Annotated in this window: 16 protein-coding genes; 11 read left to right on the top strand and 5 right to left on the bottom strand. The window is 56.7% G+C overall.

Features of this window, described 5'->3' with window-relative positions; all coding sequences use genetic code 11:
* Positions 1 to 26 precede the first annotated feature (26 nt).
* The 3 genes from J4650_RS16630 (at position 27) to wzz(fepE) (ending at position 5,512) form a co-directional block, all read left to right on the top strand.
* Positions 27 to 245 carry an MbtH family protein gene (locus J4650_RS16630; RefSeq protein ID WP_000396006.1) on the top strand — a complete coding sequence of 73 codons (219 nt, stop codon included), beginning with the start codon at positions 27 to 29 and terminating at the stop codon, positions 243 to 245.
* Positions 242 to 4,126, top strand: a complete 3,885-nt coding sequence (entF, locus tag J4650_RS16625; protein WP_023993233.1) for an enterobactin non-ribosomal peptide synthetase EntF — start codon at positions 242 to 244, stop codon at positions 4,124 to 4,126. Before J4650_RS16630 ends, entF begins: the two co-directional genes overlap by 4 nt.
* Before the next feature lie 249 nt (positions 4,127 to 4,375).
* Positions 4,376 to 5,512: an LPS O-antigen length regulator Wzz(fepE) gene (gene wzz(fepE) / locus J4650_RS16620; RefSeq protein ID WP_001139579.1), complete on the top strand. Its 1,137-nt coding sequence runs from the start codon at positions 4,376 to 4,378 to the stop codon at positions 5,510 to 5,512.
* 52 nt (positions 5,513 to 5,564) lie between these two features.
* Here wzz(fepE) and fepC read toward each other — a convergent pair whose 3' ends face one another.
* Genes fepC through fepD form a run of 3 tightly spaced genes read right to left on the bottom strand, consistent with a single transcriptional unit; the run spans position 5,565 to position 8,352 of the window.
* Complete coding sequence (fepC, locus tag J4650_RS16615) at positions 5,565 to 6,359, bottom strand: iron-enterobactin ABC transporter ATP-binding protein (RefSeq protein WP_000140622.1); 795 nt, start codon at positions 6,357 to 6,359, stop codon at positions 5,565 to 5,567.
* On the bottom strand, positions 6,356 to 7,345 hold the full coding sequence (fepG, locus tag J4650_RS16610) for an iron-enterobactin ABC transporter permease (RefSeq protein WP_000480055.1): 990 nt from the start codon (positions 7,343 to 7,345) through the stop codon (positions 6,356 to 6,358). The genes fepC and fepG overlap by 4 nt, the downstream gene beginning before the upstream one ends.
* The gene (gene fepD, locus J4650_RS16605; RefSeq protein WP_001277869.1) at positions 7,345 to 8,352 is read right to left on the bottom strand and encodes a Fe(3+)-siderophore ABC transporter permease; all 1,008 of its coding nucleotides are present in this window, start codon (positions 8,350 to 8,352) and stop codon (positions 7,345 to 7,347) included. Before fepD ends, fepG begins: the two co-directional genes overlap by 1 nt.
* Positions 8,353 to 8,462: 110 nt before the next feature.
* Between fepD and entS the strand changes: the two genes are divergently transcribed.
* Entirely contained in the window at positions 8,463 to 9,707 is a 1,245-nt protein-coding gene (gene entS / locus J4650_RS16600; protein ID WP_023993231.1) for an enterobactin transporter EntS, read from the top strand.
* A gap of 62 nt (positions 9,708 to 9,769) precedes the next feature.
* On the opposite strand, the gene fepB is transcribed toward entS, so the two are convergent.
* Positions 9,770 to 10,726, bottom strand: coding sequence for a Fe2+-enterobactin ABC transporter substrate-binding protein (gene fepB, locus J4650_RS16595; RefSeq protein ID WP_023993230.1), 957 nt, complete (start codon positions 10,724 to 10,726; stop codon positions 9,770 to 9,772).
* Between the two features lie 307 nt (positions 10,727 to 11,033).
* On the opposite strand from fepB, the gene entC reads away from it, so the two are divergent.
* From entC to J4650_RS16560, 7 genes are all read left to right on the top strand, one after another.
* The gene (gene entC, locus J4650_RS16590; protein ID WP_000367596.1) at positions 11,034 to 12,209 is read left to right on the top strand and encodes an isochorismate synthase EntC; all 1,176 of its coding nucleotides are present in this window, start codon (positions 11,034 to 11,036) and stop codon (positions 12,207 to 12,209) included.
* A gap of 9 nt (positions 12,210 to 12,218) precedes the next feature.
* Positions 12,219 to 13,829, top strand: a complete 1,611-nt coding sequence (entE, locus tag J4650_RS16585) for a (2,3-dihydroxybenzoyl)adenylate synthase EntE (RefSeq protein ID WP_023993229.1) — start codon at positions 12,219 to 12,221, stop codon at positions 13,827 to 13,829.
* 13 nt (positions 13,830 to 13,842) lie between these two features.
* Positions 13,843 to 14,700, top strand: coding sequence for an isochorismatase (locus J4650_RS16580; RefSeq protein ID WP_001007166.1), 858 nt, complete (start codon positions 13,843 to 13,845; stop codon positions 14,698 to 14,700).
* The gene (gene entA / locus J4650_RS16575) at positions 14,700 to 15,455 is read left to right on the top strand and encodes a 2,3-dihydro-2,3-dihydroxybenzoate dehydrogenase EntA (RefSeq protein ID WP_000145518.1); all 756 of its coding nucleotides are present in this window, start codon (positions 14,700 to 14,702) and stop codon (positions 15,453 to 15,455) included. The genes J4650_RS16580 and entA overlap by 1 nt, the downstream gene beginning before the upstream one ends.
* Before the next feature lie 2 nt (positions 15,456 to 15,457).
* Positions 15,458 to 15,871 (top strand): proofreading thioesterase EntH, encoded by a 414-nt coding sequence (gene entH / locus J4650_RS16570; protein WP_000637966.1) that lies wholly within the window; start codon positions 15,458 to 15,460, stop codon positions 15,869 to 15,871.
* A 181-nt stretch (positions 15,872 to 16,052) separates the two neighbouring features.
* Positions 16,053 to 18,158: a pyruvate/proton symporter CstA gene (cstA, locus tag J4650_RS16565; RefSeq protein ID WP_001043108.1), complete on the top strand. Its 2,106-nt coding sequence runs from the start codon at positions 16,053 to 16,055 to the stop codon at positions 18,156 to 18,158.
* Positions 18,159 to 18,221: 63 nt separating this feature from the next.
* Entirely contained in the window at positions 18,222 to 18,419 is a 198-nt protein-coding gene (locus tag J4650_RS16560) for a YbdD/YjiX family protein (RefSeq protein ID WP_000460619.1), read from the top strand.
* A gap of 35 nt (positions 18,420 to 18,454) precedes the next feature.
* Here the strand turns inward: J4650_RS16560 and J4650_RS16555 are convergent, their stop codons facing one another.
* Positions 18,455 to 19,543, bottom strand: a complete 1,089-nt coding sequence (locus J4650_RS16555) for an oxidoreductase (protein WP_023993228.1) — start codon at positions 19,541 to 19,543, stop codon at positions 18,455 to 18,457.
* Between the last annotated feature and the right edge of the window lie 52 nt (positions 19,544 to 19,595).

Below are 19,595 nucleotides of genomic sequence, written 5' to 3'. Positions count from 1 at the left end.
GCACATGTCCATGACAGGAGTTGAGTATGGAATTCAGTAATCCCTTCGATAATCCGCAGGGACAGTTTTACATCCTGCAAAATGCGCAGCGTCAATTCAGCCTTTGGCCAGCGGCGTGCGCGCTTCCCGCAGGATGGGACGTGGTATGCGAACCGCAATCGCAGGACGCGTGCCAGCAGTGGCTTAATACGCGCTGGACAACACTGAATCCGGCGCATTATGCCGATAAGCAGGAGGCGAAATGACGCAGCGTTTACCGTTAGTCGCCGCCCAGCCGGGGATCTGGATGGCGGAAAAACTCTCTGATTTACCCTCCGCCTGGAGCGTGGCGCACTATGTGGAACTGAATGGCGAGCTGGATGCCCCCTTGCTGGCAAAAGCGGTAGCGGTAGGGATGCAACAGGCGGATACGCTACGGATGCGTTTTACCGAAGAGAACGGCGAGGTCTGGCAATGGATAGATCCTGAGTACACCTTCGGCGAGCCCACGATTGCCGATTTACGCGACCAGCCCGATCCGCATCACGCGGCGCTGGCGTTAATGCAGGCGGATTTACGGCAAAACCTGCGCGCAGATAGCGGTAAGCCGCTGGCGTTTCACCAGTTAATCTGCATTGATGATACCCGCTGGTATTGGTATCAGCGCTATCACCATTTGCTGGTGGATGGATTTAGCTTCCCGGCGATAACTCGCCAGATTGCGGCGATTTATCGTGCCTGGCAGAGCGACGCCCCTACGCCGGAGTCGCCTTTTACCCCCTTTGCGGATGTGGTCGAGGAATATCAGCGCTATCGCCAGAGCGAGGCCTGGCAGCGTGACGGCGCCTTCTGGGCGCAGCAGCGCCGCGAGCTGCCGCCGCCGGCGTCAATTTCTGCCGCGCCGCTGCCGGGGCGGTCGGCGAGCGCGGATATTCTGCGTATGAAATTGAGCGCGCCGGCGGGGGCGTTTCGCCAACTGGCGGCGCACATGCCTGAGATACCGCGAGCGGATCTTGCCCTGGCGCTGGTGACGTTGTGGCTGGGACGATTATGCGGGCGAATGGATTATGCCGCCGGATTTATCTTTATGCGGCGGATGGGCTCGGCGGCGTTAACGGCGACCGGGCCTGTCCTTAACGTGTTGCCGCTGGCGGTTAACCTTCATGCGACGGAAGATCTGCCAACGCTGGCGAAGCGTCTTGCGGCGCAGTTAAAGAAGATGCGCCGCCACCAGCGTTACGACGCCGAACAGATTGTACGCGATAGCGGGCGAGCCGCAGGGGATACGCCGCTATTTGGCCCGGTGCTCAACATAAAAGTGTTTGATTATCATCTGGATCTTCCTGGCATACAGGCGCACACCCATACCCTGGCGACGGGGCCGGTTAACGATCTTGAACTGGCGCTTTTTCCGGATGAAAACGGCGGTCTGGATATTGAATTGCTGGCGAATGCGCAGCGTTACGATGATGTCACGCTCTCCCGCCATGCCTTACGATTGATGGCGCTTATCACGCAGTTTGCGGATAACCCGGCGCTGCGCTGCGGCGATGCGCAAATGCTGCTGGCGGAAGAACAAACGCAATTAGCACACCTTAATAATACGGCGGTAACGATTCCCGCCGCCACGCTTAGCGATTTGGTGGCGCAGCAGGCGCAAAAAACGCCAGAGGCTTCCGCGTTGGCAGATGCGCACTATCATTTTACCTACCGTGAAATGCGCGAACAGGTTGTGGCGCTGGCATACGCGCTGCGGGAACGCGGCGTTCAGCCTGGCGATAGCGTGGCGGTGGCGTTGCCGCGGTCGGTTTTTCTGACTTTAGCGCTGCATGGCATTGTCGAGGCGGGCGCCGCCTGGCTGCCGCTGGATACCGGTTATCCTGACGATCGGCTGCGAATGATGCTGGAAGATGCGCAGCCGAAACTGTTAATTACGACTCAGGCGCAGCTGGCGCGCTTTCACGATATTCCGGGGATGGAATATTTGTGTTATAGCCAACCGCTACCGGTCAGTGACGCCACTCCGCTGGGGCTGTCGTTACCGCATCATACCGCTTACATCATTTTCACCTCTGGCTCGACGGGCAGGCCGAAAGGGGTGATGGTGGGACAAACGGCGATAGTCAACCGGCTGCTGTGGATGCAGGATCACTATCCGTTGACGGCGGATGATGTAGTAGCGCAAAAAACGCCGTGCAGTTTTGACGTCTCAGTATGGGAGTTTTTCTGGCCGTTTATCGCCGGGGCGAAACTGGTGATGGCTGAACCGGAAGCGCATCGCGACCCGCTCGCGATGCAGCGGTTCTTTGCGCAATACGGCGTCACGACCACCCATTTTGTGCCGTCGATGCTGGCGGCCTTTATTGCCTCGCTCACGCCAGCGTCGGCTGGGAAAAGCTGCGCTTCCTTAAAGCGCGTTTTCTGTAGCGGCGAGGCCCTGCCGACGGCGCTGTGTCGCGAATGGGAGACGTTAACCAACGCGCCGCTACACAATCTGTACGGGCCAACGGAGGCCGCGGTGGATGTGAGCTGGTATCCGGCCTGTGGCGATGAGCTGGCGGCTGTTGACGGCAACAGTATCCCGATTGGTTATCCCGTCTGGAATACCGGTTTACGTATTCTCGATGCACATATGCAGCCGGTGCCGCCGGGCGTGGCTGGCGATCTCTATCTTACCGGTATCCAACTGGCGCAGGGCTATCTGGGGCGTCCGGATCTTACCGCCAGCCGTTTTATCGCCGATCCTTTTGCGCCAGGCGAACGGATGTACCGTACCGGAGATGTGGCGCGCTGGCTGGATTCCGGCGCGGTGGAGTACCTGGGGCGCAGCGACGATCAGCTCAAAATTCGGGGGCAACGTATTGAACTGGGCGAGATTGACCGCGTCATGCAAACGCTGCCGGATGTTGAACAGGCGGTAGCACATGCCTGCGTCTTTAATCAGGCGGCGGCGACGGGCGGGGATGCCCGGCAACTGGTCGGCTATCTGGTGTCGCACTCCGGTTTGCCGCTGGATTTACCGGCGCTGCAGGAAAAATTACGCCAAAAACTTCCCGCGCATATGGTGCCGGTTGTGCTGTTGCAACTTGCCGGTTTGCCGCTTAGCGCTAATGGCAAGCTGGATCGCAAAGCCCTGCCGCTGCCGGACCTGACGCCGCGCGTGAAAGGGCGTGCGCCGCAGTCCGCAACGGAGATTGCTGTCGCCGCGGCGTTTTCCCGCCTGCTGGGCTGTGAGATTAACGACGTTGAAAGTGATTTCTTTGCGCTGGGCGGACATTCGCTGCTGGCGATGAAACTGGCCGCGCAGCTAAGTCAGACGTTTAACCGCCAGGTGACGCCGGGGCAGGTGATGGTGGCGTCTGACGTGGCGCAGTTGAGTAAGCTGCTCGATACTGACGATGACGAACGCTCGCGCAATCTGGGGTTCGGGCCGCTGTTGCCGCTGCGTGAAAGCGATGGTCCAACGTTATTTTGTTTCCATCCGGCGTCGGGGTTCGCCTGGCAATTTAGCGTATTATCACGCTATCTCAGCCCGTCGTGGTCGATTATGGGGATTCAGTCGCCGCGCCCCGCTGGCCCTATGCAAACCGCAGCCACTCTTGATGAGGTATGTGAACATCATCTGGCAACATTGCTCGCCCGGCAGCCGCATGGCCCTTATTATTTATTAGGCTATTCGCTGGGCGGGACGCTGGCGCAAGGGATCGCCGCCCGGTTGCGCGCGCGCGGCGAAACGGTGGCGTTTTTGGGGTTACTGGACACCTGGCCGCCGGAAACGCAAAACTGGCGGGAAAAAGAGGCGAATGGCCTCAATCCGGACGTATTGGCGGAAATTGAACGTGAACGAGCTGCGTTTGTCGCCGCGCAGCAGGGAAATGCCTCCGAAGCCTTATTTACCGCCATTGAAGGCAATTATGCGGATGCCGTCCGTTTGCTGACGACGGCGCATAGCGTACCGTTTGATGGACATGCCACGCTCTTTGTGGCGGATAAAACGGTGCCGGAAGGCGTATCGCCTGAACAGAGCTGGTCGCCGTGGATAGCGTCTTTGGCTATTTATCGCCAGCCGTGCGCGCATGTAGATATTATTTCTCCCTCCGCTTTTGAAACTATCGGGCCCATCATCAGCGAACTTATTAATAAATAACGGGCGTTGTTTCTGCCTTTAACAAATTAAATCCTGAAACCCATAATAATTACTAATTATTATGGGTTTTTTATTGCAACTATTAATTCTTTTAACATAAGTGATACATGCTACAGGCAAGTTTAATTCCGAATATTTAGCTTTTCGGGCACTGGCGCGTAAAGATTGTTTCGGATAATTCTGACTTGCTGTTAGAATCTCTGACAGGAATGTGTTCTTTCATTGGATAAAGTTTTCAGGTCATACGGCATGCCATCTCTTAATGTAAAACAAGAAAAAAATCAGTCATTTGCAGGTTACTCACTGCCGCCCGCCAACAGTCATGAAATCGATTTGTTTAGCCTTATAGAGGTGTTATGGCAGGCGAAACGTCGTATTCTTGCTACCGTTTTCGCCTTTGCGTGCGTGGGGTTGCTTCTGTCCTTTCTGCTGCCGCAAAAATGGACCAGCCAGGCGATTGTCACACCGGCGGAGTCGGTACAATGGCAGGGGCTGGAGAGAACGTTGACCGCGCTGCGCGTGTTGGATATGGAGGTAAGCGTTGATCGGGCCAGCGTATTTAATCTGTTTATTAAAAAGTTTAGCTCGCCCTCGCTGCTGGAAGAATATCTTCGTTCTTCTCCGTATGTCATGGATCAATTAAAAGGCGCGCAAATAGACGAGCAGGATCTTCACCGGGCGATTGTCCTGCTGAGCGAAAAAATGAAAGCGGTGGACAGCAATGCCGGCAAGAAAAATGAAACGTCGTTATTCACGTCGTGGACATTGAGTTTTACCGCGCCGACGCGGGAAGAAGCGCAAAAAGTGTTGGCTGGCTATATTCAGTACATCTCTGATATCGTCGTGAAAGAGACGCTGGAAAATATTCGTAACCAGCTGGAAATCAAAACCCGCTATGAGCAGGAAAAGCTGGCGATGGATCGGGTGCGTCTCAAAAACCAGCTTGATGCCAATATTCAACGTCTTCATTATTCGCTGGAAATCGCCAACGCCGCCGGCATTAAGAGACCGGTTTACAGCAATGGTCAGGCGGTAAAAGATGATCCGGATTTTTCTATTTCTCTCGGCGCGGATGGTATTTCCCGCAAACTGGAAATTGAAAAAGGGGTAACGGACGTGGCCGAGATCGACGGTGATTTGCGTAACCGTCAATACCATGTTGAACAACTGGCGGCAATGAATGTGAGCGACGTGAAGTTTACCCCGTTTAAATATCAACTGTCGCCGTCTCTGCCAGTGAAAAAAGATGGCCCGGGTAAAGCGGTCATTATTATCCTGGCGGCGTTGATTGGCGGTATGATGGCCTGCGGCGGCGTATTACTGCGTCACGCGATGGTCTCGCGTAAAATGGAAAACGCGCTGGCGATAGATGAACGGTTAGTCTGATTTACCCGAAAAGCCGGATAGCGATATCCGGCTTTGTCATCTGTGTGGGCGACTATCGCCGCCCCAGCGGTACCACCAGCGGCGTCCCGGCAACCGGATCGTCGATAATCATACAGCGCAGCCCATAGATTTTTTCGATAAGCTCTGCGGTAACAATCTCTTTCGGCGCGCCCTGCGCGACAATGTTACCTTCGCGTAATGCAATCAAATGCGTGGCGTATCGGCAGGCCTGATTCAGGTCGTGCAGGACGGCGGCGAGCGTATAGCCTTTTTCGCGGTTGAGATCGCTTAACAACTCCAGCAAATCAATTTGATGGCTAATATCCAGCCACGTTGTCGGCTCATCCAGCAGCATGATGGACGTTTCCTGCGCCAGCACCATGGCTATCCACGCCCGCTGGCGTTGGCCGCCGGACAGAGTATCTACGCTTTGCGTCGCCAGTGAGGTGATACCTGTTGCACGCATGGCACTGGCGACGGCGTCGGCATCTTCCTTACGCCAGCGGGTAAATAACGGCTGATGCGGATAACGCCCTCTGGCGACCAGCTCTTGTACGGTGATATCGCCCGGCGTAGTGGCGTTTTGCGCCAGCAATCCGATGCGCCGCGCCACCTCTTTACTGGCGTAACGCTGTATCTGTTCGCCATCCAGCCAGACATGGCCGTCAACAGGCGTCATCAGACGGCTTAGCGTGCGTAGCAACGTCGACTTGCCGCAGCCGTTAGGGCCGATGATAGCGGTAAAATGGCCGTCCGGAATCGAAACATTAAGGTTTTTTGCGACGGTATAGCTGCCATAACCCAGCGTTAACTGGTCGCCGCGCAAACGGGCTACGGATTCGGTCATTTTTTGCGGGACTCCTGAATTAACAAGACGATAAGGTAAATACCGCCGAGGCTGACGGTGACCACGCCCACTGGAAGCTGATAAGGCATAAACAGTTGCTGCGCGCACGCATCGGCGGCCAGTAGTAATAACGCGCCGCACAGCGCCGACTGGGTTAATCCCCAGCGCGCTGTGCCGCTAAGACGACGGGCGATGTGCGGCGCGACAAGGGCAATAAACGAGATGGGGCCAGCCAGTGCCGTTGCAGCTGCGGTGAGCGACACCGCCACAAGCATCAGCATCAGGCGTGACCGCTCCACGCTAACACCCAGCGCGCAGGCGCTGTCATCGCCCATCTCCAGCAGCCGCATACGACGCACCAGTAGCGCGGCGCCTGTCAGCATCACAATAATCAGCGGCGCCGAAGGCCAGGTTTTTGCCCATGTCAGACCGTTGAGCGACCCGGCGTTCCATAAGCCGGCGGTGAGCGCCGTTTCCAGCGACGCCTGCAACAGAAGCCAGGTATTAAAGGCGACTAACATCGCGCGGATGCCGATACCGATGATAATCAGCCGGAAAGTTTCAATCCCGTTACGCCAGGCGAGCAGCCAGACAATCAATGACGTGACGATACCGCCCGCCATTGCCGCCAGCGCGATCGCGGTAAGATGCTGGCCAAACAGGACCATTGCGACCAGTACGCCGCTCCAGGCGCCAGTATTAAAGCCCATCACATCAGGGCTGCCTAGCGGGTTACGCATCAACGACTGAAAAATCGCGCCACTGACGCCAAGCGCAGCGCCAATCAGCAGCGCCATTAATACGCGCGGTAGTCGCCATTCGGTTACGACAAGGGTGATGTTACGCGGCGCGTCGCCCAGCAGTGCGGCAATAATCTGCCCGGTATCAAGAGGCACGGCGCCGCTTTGCAGACTCCATAAGCCAATGGCGAAGCAGCCAGCCGCCAGAAGCAGGCAACTTACGATAAGCCGACGAGAAAGAAACATCACAGGCCGCCTCCGTTCGATTTACGGCGTACCAGAAAAATAAGTACCGGCGCGCCGATAAACGCACTGACGACCGATACGCGGAGTTCGCCCGGCACCAACAGACGACCAATAATATCGGCAAAAAGCAGCAGAGCAGGGGTTGCCAGTAGCGTCACTGGCAGCGACCAGCGGTGGTCTGCGCCCACCAGCCAACGCGCCATATGCGGCATCATCAGACCAATAAAGGCGATAGGGCCGACCAGCGCCGTTGCGCTGCCGCACAAGACGGTAATCGCCAGTAAACCGATAAGTTGGGTGCGCGCCACTTTACTCCCCAGCGCCGTCGCGGTATCGCTGCCGAGGCTCAGGCTGTTCAGCGCTCGGCTCAGAAATAGCGCCACGATCCCAGCGATAACCACGGGCGCGAGCGCGACTTTCAACGTTTGCAGGCTACGAATGTCCAGCGATCCCGCCTGCCAGAAGCGAAGCTGGTCATAGACTTCTGGATTTAACAGCGCGATGCCGCTGGTCAGTCCTTCCAGTACCGCGCCAAGCGCCACGCCCGCCAGTGTCAGGCGGACCGGGCTTAACTGGCCGCCGCCCTGACTACCGGTGAAGGCGACAATCAGCGATGCGATAAGCGCGCCGCTAAATGCCATGAAAAGCTGCTCCAGCGGCGTGGAGAAACCAAACAGCGCCGCGCCCAGTACAATGGCGAAGCTGGCGCCGTTGTTAACGCCCAGAATCCCCGGGTCGGCGAGCGGGTTGCGAGTAAGTGTTTGCATGAGCGCCCCGGCGAGACCCAACGCGCCGCCTGCCAGTAATCCGGCCAGCGTACGCGGCAAACGCGCATCCAGGACGATGGTGCAATCGGCGCTTTGGCACACGCCGGTGAACGCCTCCAGCACGGCGGCGGCGGGCAGCGGTTTCGCGCCAATGACCAGGCTTAAAACCGCGGCGAGACTCAGTAATAACAACAATCCGGGCACGGCAAACGCGCGCGTCACGGAAAACGAGCATGACATAGTAACTTCCCTGATAATGATAGTAATTATCGTTATCTATCTTATTTGGTTATGTTAGCATGTGCAGCCATTGAATGGATATTTAAAAAAACTCGCATTAAGGCGTTGTAATGAATCGACAATCCTGGCTGCTCAATCTCAGCCTGTTGAAGACGCACCCTGCATTTCGCGCAGTATTTCTGGCCCGTTTTATCTCTATTGTCTCGCTGGGGCTGCTTGGCGTGGCGGTTCCGGTACAGATCCAAATGATGACGCACTCCACCTGGCAGGTAGGGCTGTCGGTAACGTTAACCGGCGGCGCCATGTTTATTGGCTTAATGGTGGGCGGCGTACTGGCCGATCGCTACGAACGTAAAAAGGTGATTCTGCTGGCGCGCGGTACTTGCGGTATTGGCTTTATTGGCCTGTGCGTGAACGCGCTGCTGCCGGAACCATCATTGCTGGCGATATATCTCCTTGGCCTGTGGGACGGCTTTTTCGCGTCTCTGGGCGTGACCGCGTTACTGGCGGCGACGCCAGCGCTGGTCGGAAGAGAAAATCTGATGCAGGCCGGCGCGATTACCATGCTGACGGTACGTCTGGGATCGGTTATTTCCCCGATGTTGGGGGGCATATTGCTTGCCAGCGGCGGCGTAGCCTGGAACTATGGGCTGGCGGCCGCCGGGACGTTTATTACGCTATTGCCGTTACTGACGCTGCCGCGACTGCCTGTTCCTCCGCAGCCGCGGGAAAATCCATTTCTCGCGTTATTGGCGGCATTTCGTTTTTTGCTCGCCAGTCCGCTTATCGGCGGTATTGCGCTGCTTGGCGGTCTGGTGACGATGGCAAGCGCGGTACGCGTCCTCTATCCGGCGCTGGCGATGAGCTGGCAGATGTCGGCGGCGCAAATCGGTTTACTGTATGCGGCAATTCCGCTGGGGGCGGCCATTGGCGCGCTGACCAGCGGACAACTGGCGCATAGCGTTCGTCCGGGGCTCATTATGCTGGTTTCGACAGTCGGTTCTTTTCTGGCGGTGGGGCTGTTCGCCATCATGCCGGTCTGGATCGCAGGTGTTATCTGTCTGGCGCTGTTTGGCTGGCTTAGCGCCATCAGTTCGTTATTACAATACACCCTGCTGCAAACCCAGACGCCGGAAAATATGCTGGGGCGAATGAATGGCCTGTGGACCGCGCAAAACGTCACGGGAGACGCTATCGGCGCGGCGCTGTTAGGCGGTCTTGGCGCAATGATGACGCCGGTCGCTTCCGCGAGCGTGAGTGGATTCGGGTTGGTGATTATCGGTTTGCTGCTGCTGTTAGTGCTGGGCGAGCTACGTCGTTTTCGCCAGACGCCGCCGGTTAGCGATGCTGGCTGATGAAGGGACGTTTATCCGACTGACAAAATCGGTCTGGTCAGTCGGATAAGACTCCGATAAGGCTAAAACAGGGCGGCCAGCCGGTTAAGCAACAATGTTGCGCTGTAATAATCCAGACGGAACGTCTCCGTACCCAGGGCATAGACGCGCTTATTTTGCACCGCTGGCAGGTGCGCCAGCAGCGGATTGGCGTAAAGGGCCGCGACATCGTTGTTGTCGCCGGCAAACAGGAAAAGAGATTGGCCGTTTAACCCGGCGGCCAGATTTTCACCGCCAAGCTGAATGATATCGTGGCGCTTACCCTGGCTTTTGCTGGTTTGCAGCCCTTGGGGCAATGTCGCCAGCGTAAAGCCTAACTGCGTCAATAGCTTGCCTTGTGCTGATTCTGGCGTCCACAGATTGGCGCTATGCGCGGCAGGAGTATACACCAGCGCGCTAACCGGCTGCGGCGGCAGGGTGATTCGCTGTTTAACCGTCGTCAGTTGCGCCTCAAATTCCGCTATTCGCGCGGCGGCCTGTTTCTCCTGACCGGTGATCTCGCCAAGCTGCGTGAGCAAACTCTGCCAGCTTTTATCGTCATAATTGATGACGAGCGTCGGCGCGATAGCGGAGAGCTGATCGTAAAGCGCCAGCGCGGAGTCGCCGCCGGTGGCGCTAATCAAAATGAGATCCGGCATTTGCGCGGCGACCGTTTCGGCATTCGGTTCGCCGATGTACAGCCGGGCGACATGGCGAGCCTTTGCTACGTCGCTCCACTGGCGCATAAACCCTTGATCGTCGGCAAAGCGGTTATTCGGCGTAGTAGCCCCGCTGGCGACGACGGGCGCATCAATCGCCAGCAGCGAGCCTGTTAACGTCACGCTGGTAGAGACGATACGCGCGGGTTTGTGGTCCAGAGTATGAACGCCGCGGCTGTCCTGGATTTGCCGGGGCCAACCGGCGTCCTGGGCTAAGGATATTCCTGAAATTGATAAACCAACCACTAAAAGCAGCCAACGATAAAAGGCGGGGAGTCTCACAATAGCGTCCTGTTATTAATAAAGTTAATGCTTCTCATTTTCATGTCAGCGGCAGCGAGATGCAAGCCTTAGTGCCATTTAAGTCATGACCAGAGTTGACAGAGCGACGTTTTACTCTTAGGTTAGCGCACTAAAAATAGAAATAATAATCATTATTATACACAAAATCATTCAAGAAGCATCGCGACGGCAAGGGAAGAATCCCCGCGGGCATAGATAACTGTGTGACCGGGGTTTCTGAGCGCAGCCAACAAAGAGGCAGCTTGAAAGATGAAGTGTATATAAGCCTTTATCATTGGAGGATGATATGGATATGTCACTGGCCGAGGACGCTCAGGAGACAATGGCAACGCTTGCTCCCGATCGCTTTTTCTTCATGTCGCCGTATCGCAGTTTTACCACTTCCGGGTGCTTCGCCCGTTATACCGAGCCTGCGGTTGCCGGAGATTCGCCGGATAGCCCTTTCCAGCAGAAATTGCGCCAGCAGTTTGCCGAGGCCAAATCGCAGGGCATCGCCAACCCTATCCTGGTGGGGGCGATTCCCTTTGATACCCGCCAGCCGTCGTCGCTATTTATCCCGATGGCGTGGCAGTCCTTTTCCCGCCAGCAAAAGCAGCGCACGGCGCGTTATTTTACTGACCATCAGCCGCTGACGGTGACGGCGCGAAAGGCGATTCCGGAGCAGGATGCTTTTGAAGCGATGGTCGCACGCGCGGCTATGCTGACCGCCACGCCAGACGTCGATAAAGTGGTGCTTTCCCGGCTAATAGATATCACCACTGATGTGGCGGTGGATAGCGGAGCATTGCTGGAGCGGTTGGTTGCGCAGAATCCAGTTAGTTACAACTTCCATGTACCACTGGCGGATGGCGGCGTTCTGCTGGGCGCCAGCCCCGAATTGCTGCTACGCAAAGAGGGCGAGCGGTTTAGTTCGCTGCCGTTAGCAGGCTCGGCACGTCGACAGCCGGATGACGTTCTGGATCGCGAGGCGGGAAACCGACTGCTGGCTTCACAAAAAGATCGCCATGAACATGAGCTGGTGACGCAGGCGATGAAGCAGATCCTGCGCGATCGCAGCACGGAACTGCAATTACCTTCCTCTCCGCAGTTGATCACCACGCCGACGCTATGGCATCTCGGTACGCCGTTTGAGGGCAAGGCCAACGCCGGAGAAAACGCGCTGACGCTGGCCTGTCTGCTGCATCCGACCCCTGCGTTAAGCGGTTTCCCCCATCAGGTCGCGAAAAAGCTGATTGCTGAACTGGAACCGTTCGATCGTGAACTGTTTGGCGGCATTGTCGGCTGGTGCGACGCCGAAGGAAACGGCGAGTGGGTAGTGACGATTCGTTGTGCGAAATTGCACGGTAATCAGGTGCGCCTGTTCGCTGGCGCCGGGATTGTCCCTGCCTCTTCGCCAGTCGGCGAGTGGCGGGAAACCGGCGTCAAGCTCTCTACGATGTTGAACGTTTTTGGACTGCATTAAGGAACGATGATGCGTATACCTTTCACCCGTTGGCCGGATGAATTTGCCCGCCGTTATCGTGAAAAAGGCTACTGGCAAGACGTGCCGTTGACCGATATTCTGACCCGCCACGCTGGCAGCGACAAGACGGCGGTCATTGAAGGCGAGCGCGCATTCAGCTATCGCCAGCTCAACCAGGCCGCAGATAATCTGGCCTGCAGTTTACGCCGTCAGGGCATCAAACCTGGCGAAACCGCTCTGGTACAACTGGGGAATGTACCGGAACTGTATATCACCTTTTTCGCCCTGTTGAAGCTTGGCGTAGCGCCCGTTCTGGCGCTGTTTAGCCATCAACGTACCGAACTTAACGCCTATGCGATGCAGATCGCGCCGACGCTGGTGATTGCCGATCGCCAACATACGCTGTTCGCCGGGGAGGACTTTCTCAACACGTTTGTGGCTGAACACCGCTCTGTGCGGGTGGTGTTATTGCGCAACGACGACGGCGATCACAGCCTGGACGCGGCGATGCGGCAGGCGGCGGAAGATTTCACTGCCACGCCATCACCTGCTGACGAAGTGGCCTACTTTCAGCTTTCCGGCGGTACTACCGGCACGCCAAAGCTTATTCCCCGTACCCATAACGACTATTACTACAGCGTGCGCCGCAGCAATGAGATTTGCGGTTTCAACGAGGAGACGCGTTTTCTGTGCGCGATTCCCGCCGCGCATAACTACGCCATGAGTTCGCCGGGCGCGCTGGGCGTTTTTCTCGCCAAAGGAACGGTAGTGCTGGCGACCGATCCCAGCGCCACGCTCTGTTTCCCGCTGATCGAAAAACACCAGATTAATGCCACGGCGCTGGTGCCTCCCGCGGTCAGTCTATGGCTACAGGCTATCCAGGAGTGGGGCGGCAATACGCCGCTGGCGTCATTAAGGTTATTGCAGGTCGGCGGCGCGCGGCTTTCTGCGACGCTGGCCGCCCGTATTCCGGCTGAAATTGGCTGTCAGTTGCAGCAGGTCTTCGGCATGGCGGAAGGGTTAGTGAACTATACCCGGCTGGACGATAGCCCGGAACGGATTATCAATACCCAGGGAAGACCCATGTGTCCGGACGACGAAGTGTGGGTGGCGGATGCTGACGGGAATCCGTTGCCGCCGGGCGAGATTGGTCGTCTGATGACGCGCGGCCCCTATACTTTTCGCGGCTATTTCAACAGTCCGCAACACAATACCAGCGCCTTTGACGCCAACGGTTTTTACTGTTCCGGCGATCTGATCTCCATTGATCAAGACGGCTACATCACCGTTCACGGGCGTGAAAAAGATCAGATCAATCGGGGCGGCGAGAAGATAGCCGCCGAAGAGATAGAAAACCTGTTACTGCGCCACCCGGCGGTGATCCATGCGGCGCTGGTCAGCATGGAAGATGAACTGCTGGGGGAAAAAAGTTGCGCATATCTGGTGGTAAAAGAGCCGCTGCGAGCGGTACAGGTACGCCGTTTCCTGCGAGAGCAGGGCGTGGCGGAATTTAAATTACCGGATCGCGTGGAGTGCGTTGCGTCACTGCCGCTGACGCCGGTTGGTAAAGTCGATAAAAAACAATTACGCCAGCGGTTGGCGTCACGTTCACCGCTCTGAAGGAGAAAGAGAGATGGCAATCCCGAAACTACAGTCTTACGCGCTGCCCACCGCACTGGATATCCCGACCAACAAAGTGAACTGGGCATTTGAGCCGGAGCGCGCGGCGCTGCTCATCCACGATATGCAGGATTACTTTGTCAGTTTTTGGGGCCGCAACTGCCCAATGATGGACCAGGTGATTGCCAATATCGCCGCTCTGCGCCAGTACTGTAAGGAACATCATATCCCGGTCTATTACACCGCTCAGCCGAAAGAGCAAAGCGATGAAGATCGCGCGTTACTCAATGATATGTGGGGGCCGGGACTGACGCGCTCTCCGGAACAGCAGAAGGTGGTAGAAGCCTTAACGCCGGATGAGGCAGATACGGTGCTGGTGAAGTGGCGTTATAGCGCGTTTCACCGCTCGCCGCTGGAACAGATGTTAAAAGATACCGGACGTAATCAGCTCATCATTACCGGCGTGTATGCGCATATTGGCTGTATGACCACCGCTACCGATGCGTTTATGCGCGACATTAAGCCGTTTATGGTGGCGGATGCGCTGGCGGATTTCAGCCGGGAAGAGCATCTGATGGCGCTGAACTATGTGGCGGGGCGTTCAGGTCGCGTCGTCATGACTGAATCGCTGCTGCCGACGCCGGTTCCTGCCAGTAAAGCGGCGCTGCGGGCGTTGATTCTACCGTTGCTGGATGAGACCGACGAGCCGCTGGATGATGAAAACCTGATTGATTATGGCCTGGATTCAGTACGAATGATGGGGCTGGCGGCGCGCTGGCGTAAAGTACACGGCGATATCGACTTCGTGATGCTGGCGAAAAATCCGACCATTGACGCCTGGTGGGCGCTGCTTTCTCGCGGGGTAGAGTAATGACCGGCTTTGATTTTTCAGACAAAACGGTATGGGTGACCGGGGCGGGGAAAGGGATCGGTTACGCGACGGCGCTGGCGTTTGTTGACGCCGGGGCGCGGGTGATCGGCTTCGATCGCGAATTTACGCAAGAGAATTATCCCTTTGCTACCGAAGTCATGGATGTGGCGGATGCCGCACAGGTTGCTCAGGTGTGCCAGCGTGTGTTGCAAAAAACGCCGCGGCTGGATGTGCTGGTCAACGCCGCCGGTATTTTGCGTATGGGAGCGACCGATGCGCTTAGCGTCGACGACTGGCAGCAGACATTTGCAGTCAATGTGGGCGGGGCATTTAACCTGTTTTCGCAGACGATGGCGCAGTTTCGCCGTCAGCAGGGAGGGGCGATTGTCACCGTAGCCTCAGATGCGGCGCATACGCCACGTATCGGTATGAGCGCCTACGGCGCCTCTAAAGCGGCGCTGAAAAGCCTGGCGCTAACCGTAGGGCTGGAGCTGGCGGGCTGTGGGGTGCGCTGTAATGTGGTGTCGCCTGGTTCGACTGACACCGATATGCAGCGCACTTTATGGGTGAGTGAAGATGCCGAACAGCAGCGTATTCGCGGTTTCGGCGAACAGTTTAAGCTCGGCATACCGCTCGGTAAAATCGCCCGTCCGCAGGAGATAGCCAATACCATTTTGTTTCTTGCCTCCGATCTGGCCAGCCACATTACCTTGCAGGATATCGTGGTGGACGGTGGTTCAACATTGGGAGCCTGACAATGATCTGGAAACGGCATTTAACGCTGGATGAATTGAACGCTACCAGTCAGAACACGCTGGTGGCGCATCTGGGCATTGTTTACACCCGTCTGGGCGATGACGTGCTGGAGGCGGAAATGCCCGTCGATGCCCGCACTCATCAACCGTTTGGTCTGCTACACGGCGGCGCATCGGCAGCGCTGGCGGAGACGTTAGGATCAATGGCGGGTTATCTGATGACCCGCGACGGGCAGTGCGTGGTCGGGACCGAGTTAAACGCCACTCACCACCGCGCCGTCTCGCAGGGGAAAGTACGCGGCGTTTGCCTGCCGCTGCATCTGGGGCGGCAGAATCAAAGCTGGGAAATTACGCTCTTTGACGAGCAGGGGAGGCGCTGCTGCACCTGTCGCCTGGGAACGGCGGTAATGGGATAGTTCTGGCAAAGTAAAATGCAATTGCAGCATTAACCAAGAAAGGAAGTGATCTGGTTAACACTGTAATGTAAAAAATGGGTAACGATCCGGTTTTATCATGTTGTTGTGTTGTTAATTACGGTAAAGGTGTTATAGAAACAAAATGTAACATCTCTCTGGAACACCCAAACGGACAACAACTATGAATAAATCAGGGAAATACCTCGTCTGGACAGCGCTCTCAGTATTGGGTGCGTTTGCCCTGGGCTATATTGCGTTAAATCGTGGGGAACAGATCAACGCGCTATGGATCGTGGTGGCGTCGGTCTGTGTCTATCTTATTGCGTATCGTTTTTATGGGCTCTATATCGCCAAAAAAGTGCTGGCGGTTGACCCAACGCGTATGACGCCCGCGGTACGTCATAATGATGGTCTGGATTATGTCCCGACCGATAAGAAAGTGCTGTTCGGTCACCATTTTGCGGCCATTGCTGGCGCAGGTCCGCTGGTCGGGCCGGTACTGGCGGCGCAGATGGGCTATCTGCCGGGGATGATCTGGCTGCTGGCGGGCGTCGTGCTGGCGGGAGCGGTGCAGGACTTTATGGTGCTGTTCGTCTCGACCCGGCGCGATGGGCGTTCGCTTGGCGAGCTGGTTAAAGAGGAGATGGGCGCGACGGCAGGGGTGATCGCGCTGGTGGCCTGCTTTATGATCATGGTGATCATTCTGGCCGTCCTGGCGATGATCGTGGTGAAAGCGCTGACCCATAGCCCGTGGGGAACGTACACTGTCGCGTTCACTATTCCACTGGCGATTTTTATGGGCATCTACCTGCGTTATCTGCGTCCGGGGCGCATCGGCGAGGTGTCGGTCATTGGGCTGGTATTTCTTATTTTCGCTATTATTTCCGGCGGATGGGTGGCGGCAAGCCCAACCTGGGCGCCGTACTTTGATTTTACTGGCGTGCAGCTTACCTGGATGCTGGTGGGGTATGGTTTTGTCGCGGCGGTACTGCCGGTCTGGCTGCTGCTCGCGCCGCGTGATTACCTCTCTACCTTCCTGAAAATTGGTACGATTGTCGGTCTGGCGGTCGGGATTCTGATTATGCGTCCGACGCTGACTATGCCAGCGCTGACCAAATTTGTTGATGGTACCGGACCGGTCTGGACGGGCGACCTGTTCCCGTTCCTGTTTATTACCATTGCCTGCGGCGCGGTCTCCGGTTTCCATGCGCTCATTTCCTCCGGCACGACGCCGAAGATGTTGGCCAACGAAGGCCAGGCCTGCTTTATCGGCTACGGCGGGATGTTAATGGAATCTTTCGTCGCCATTATGGCGCTGGTCTCCGCCTGTATTATCGATCCGGGCGTTTACTTTGCGATGAATAGCCCGATGGCGGTACTGGCGCCAGCGGGGACAGCGGATGTCGTAGCTTCTGCCGCGCAGGTGGTCAGTAGTTGGGGTTTCGCTATCACGCCGGATACGTTACACCAGATTGCCAATGAAGTCGGCGAACAATCCATTATCTCCCGCGCAGGCGGTGCGCCAACGCTGGCGGTAGGGATGGCCTACATTTTACATGGCGCGTTGGGCGGCATGATGGATGTGGCGTTTTGGTATCACTTCGCCATTCTGTTTGAAGCGCTGTTTATTCTGACGGCGGTGGATGCGGGTACCCGTGCGGCGCGCTTTATGTTGCAGGATCTGTTGGGCGTAGTGTCGCCAGGGCTGAAACGTACCGATTCGCTGCCAGCGAACCTGCTTGCTACGGCATTGTGCGTGCTGGCGTGGGGGTATTTCCTCCATCAGGGCGTGGTCGATCCGTTGGGCGGTATTAACACCCTGTGGCCGCTGTTTGGCATCGCTAACCAGATGCTGGCGGGTATGGCGCTGATGCTTTGCGCCGTGGTACTGTTCAAAATGAAGCGTCAGCGTTATGCGTGGGTCGCGCTGGTGCCAACGGCCTGGCTGCTGATTTGTACGCTGACGGCGGGCTGGCAGAAAGCGTTTAGTCCGGATGCGAAAATCGGCTTCCTGGCCATTGCCAATAAGTTCCAGGCGATGATCGACAGCGGCAATATTCCGCCGCAGTACACCGAATCGCAGCTCGCGCAGTTGGTATTCAATAACCGTCTGGATGCCGGGCTAACCATCTTCTTTATGGTGGTGGTCGTGGTGCTGGCGGTCTTCTCTATTAAGACGGCGCTGGCCGCTCTGAAGATTGATAAACCGACGGCGAATGAAACGCCGTATGAGCCGATGCCGGAAAATGTGGATGAGATCGTGACGCAGGCGAAAGGCGCGCACTAATCTTTTTTCATCAATAGCCCTCTCCAGAATAAGGAGAGGGCGTTTGGATGACAGGTGACAACGATGTTCGATACGCTTTCGAAAGCCGGAAAATATCTGGGACAGGCCGCAAAAATGATGATTGGCGTGCCAGACTACGACAACTATGTGGAACATATGCGCATAACGCATCCGGATCAGACGCCGATGACCTATGAAGAATTTTTCCGCGAGCGGCAGGATGCGCGCTATGGTGGAAAAGGCGGCGCGCGTTGCTGCTGAGTGTTGCCAGGTCTGATAAGCGCAACGCCACCAGGCTATATTCTGAAAAATTCAACTTTTTCAAACGCCGCACGCAGAGTGTCTGGCGTTAACGTCACCGGTAAATAGTGGATGGATTCGACCGGGCGCAGGGTATGTGCGATTACCCTATCGATCTCGGCGGTGTTATGAATATCCACGTCCAGTTCGCTAAGCCGGGTCGGCAGATGAAATCGCCGGTACGCTGTAATCAATTGCGCCAGCACGTCATCTTGTCCCAGTAGCGCGCTTTGCACCAGAATGCCATAAGCCACTTTCGTTCCGTGCAGGAATTTTTCCGTTTGCGGCAGGACGGTCAGACCGTTGTGTACCGCATGGGCGGCGGCGACACGGGTATAGCGTTCCCCGAGGCCGCCGACCATACCGCCGCCAGCGATAATCGCATCCACCACGTCGCAAAATGCCTGGGTCAGCCGACGCTGCTGTTTATCCGCTAATGCTTGTTCGCTGCTGGTCAGCAGGAGATCGCGAATAGCGCACGCGCTGTTAATGCCCAGCCTTACGGTCAATGGCAACGTTTCAGGATGCGGCGCAAGCACAACGGCTTCATACCATTTCGCCAGCGTATCGCCAATGCCAGCTAACAGATAGTCATCGGGCGCCTGCAGAATAATGCGCGGTTCGACCAGCACCAGAAAATTGGCATCATCAAAAATTTCGAACTGTAACGCCTGTCCCGCGTCGTTATACCAGACGGAAAGCGGTGTCCAGGCGGCGCAGGTCGCCGCGATGGTCGGGATAGCGACAAACGGCAGTGCCAGACGGCGGGCGAGCGCTTTGGCGGTATCGAGCAGCGCGCCGCCGCCGACGCCTATCACCACCTGACGATCGTCGTTGCAGGCGTGCGCCAGTTGGGCAACATGGCGTTCGCTACAATGGCCGGTAAACTGCAGATGTTTTGCGCCAGCACGTTCAAACGCTTCCGGCAGGTAAGGCCGGGCGGCGGCAATCGCGCGTTCGCCGTACACCCAAACGGCGTGGGAAAGCTGTTCCGGCGTGAAAAAGTCGGTCAGTCTTTCGAGGCTTCCTGCATGGGAAAAATAATTCGCCGGGCCGGTAACGACGCGGATCTCAGTGTGGTTCATGTTGTGTTGTCCTCAGGGTCTTCTCACCGTTGTTATTATATTTAGACATCTA

The organism is Salmonella sp. 32120201201600049SM (assembly GCF_017572835.1).
Taxonomy (GTDB): Bacteria; Pseudomonadota; Gammaproteobacteria; order Enterobacterales; family Enterobacteriaceae; genus Salmonella; species Salmonella enterica.
Note: the sequence above shows the minus strand (reverse complement) of the source record. Positions and strands in the feature narration are given on the sequence as shown.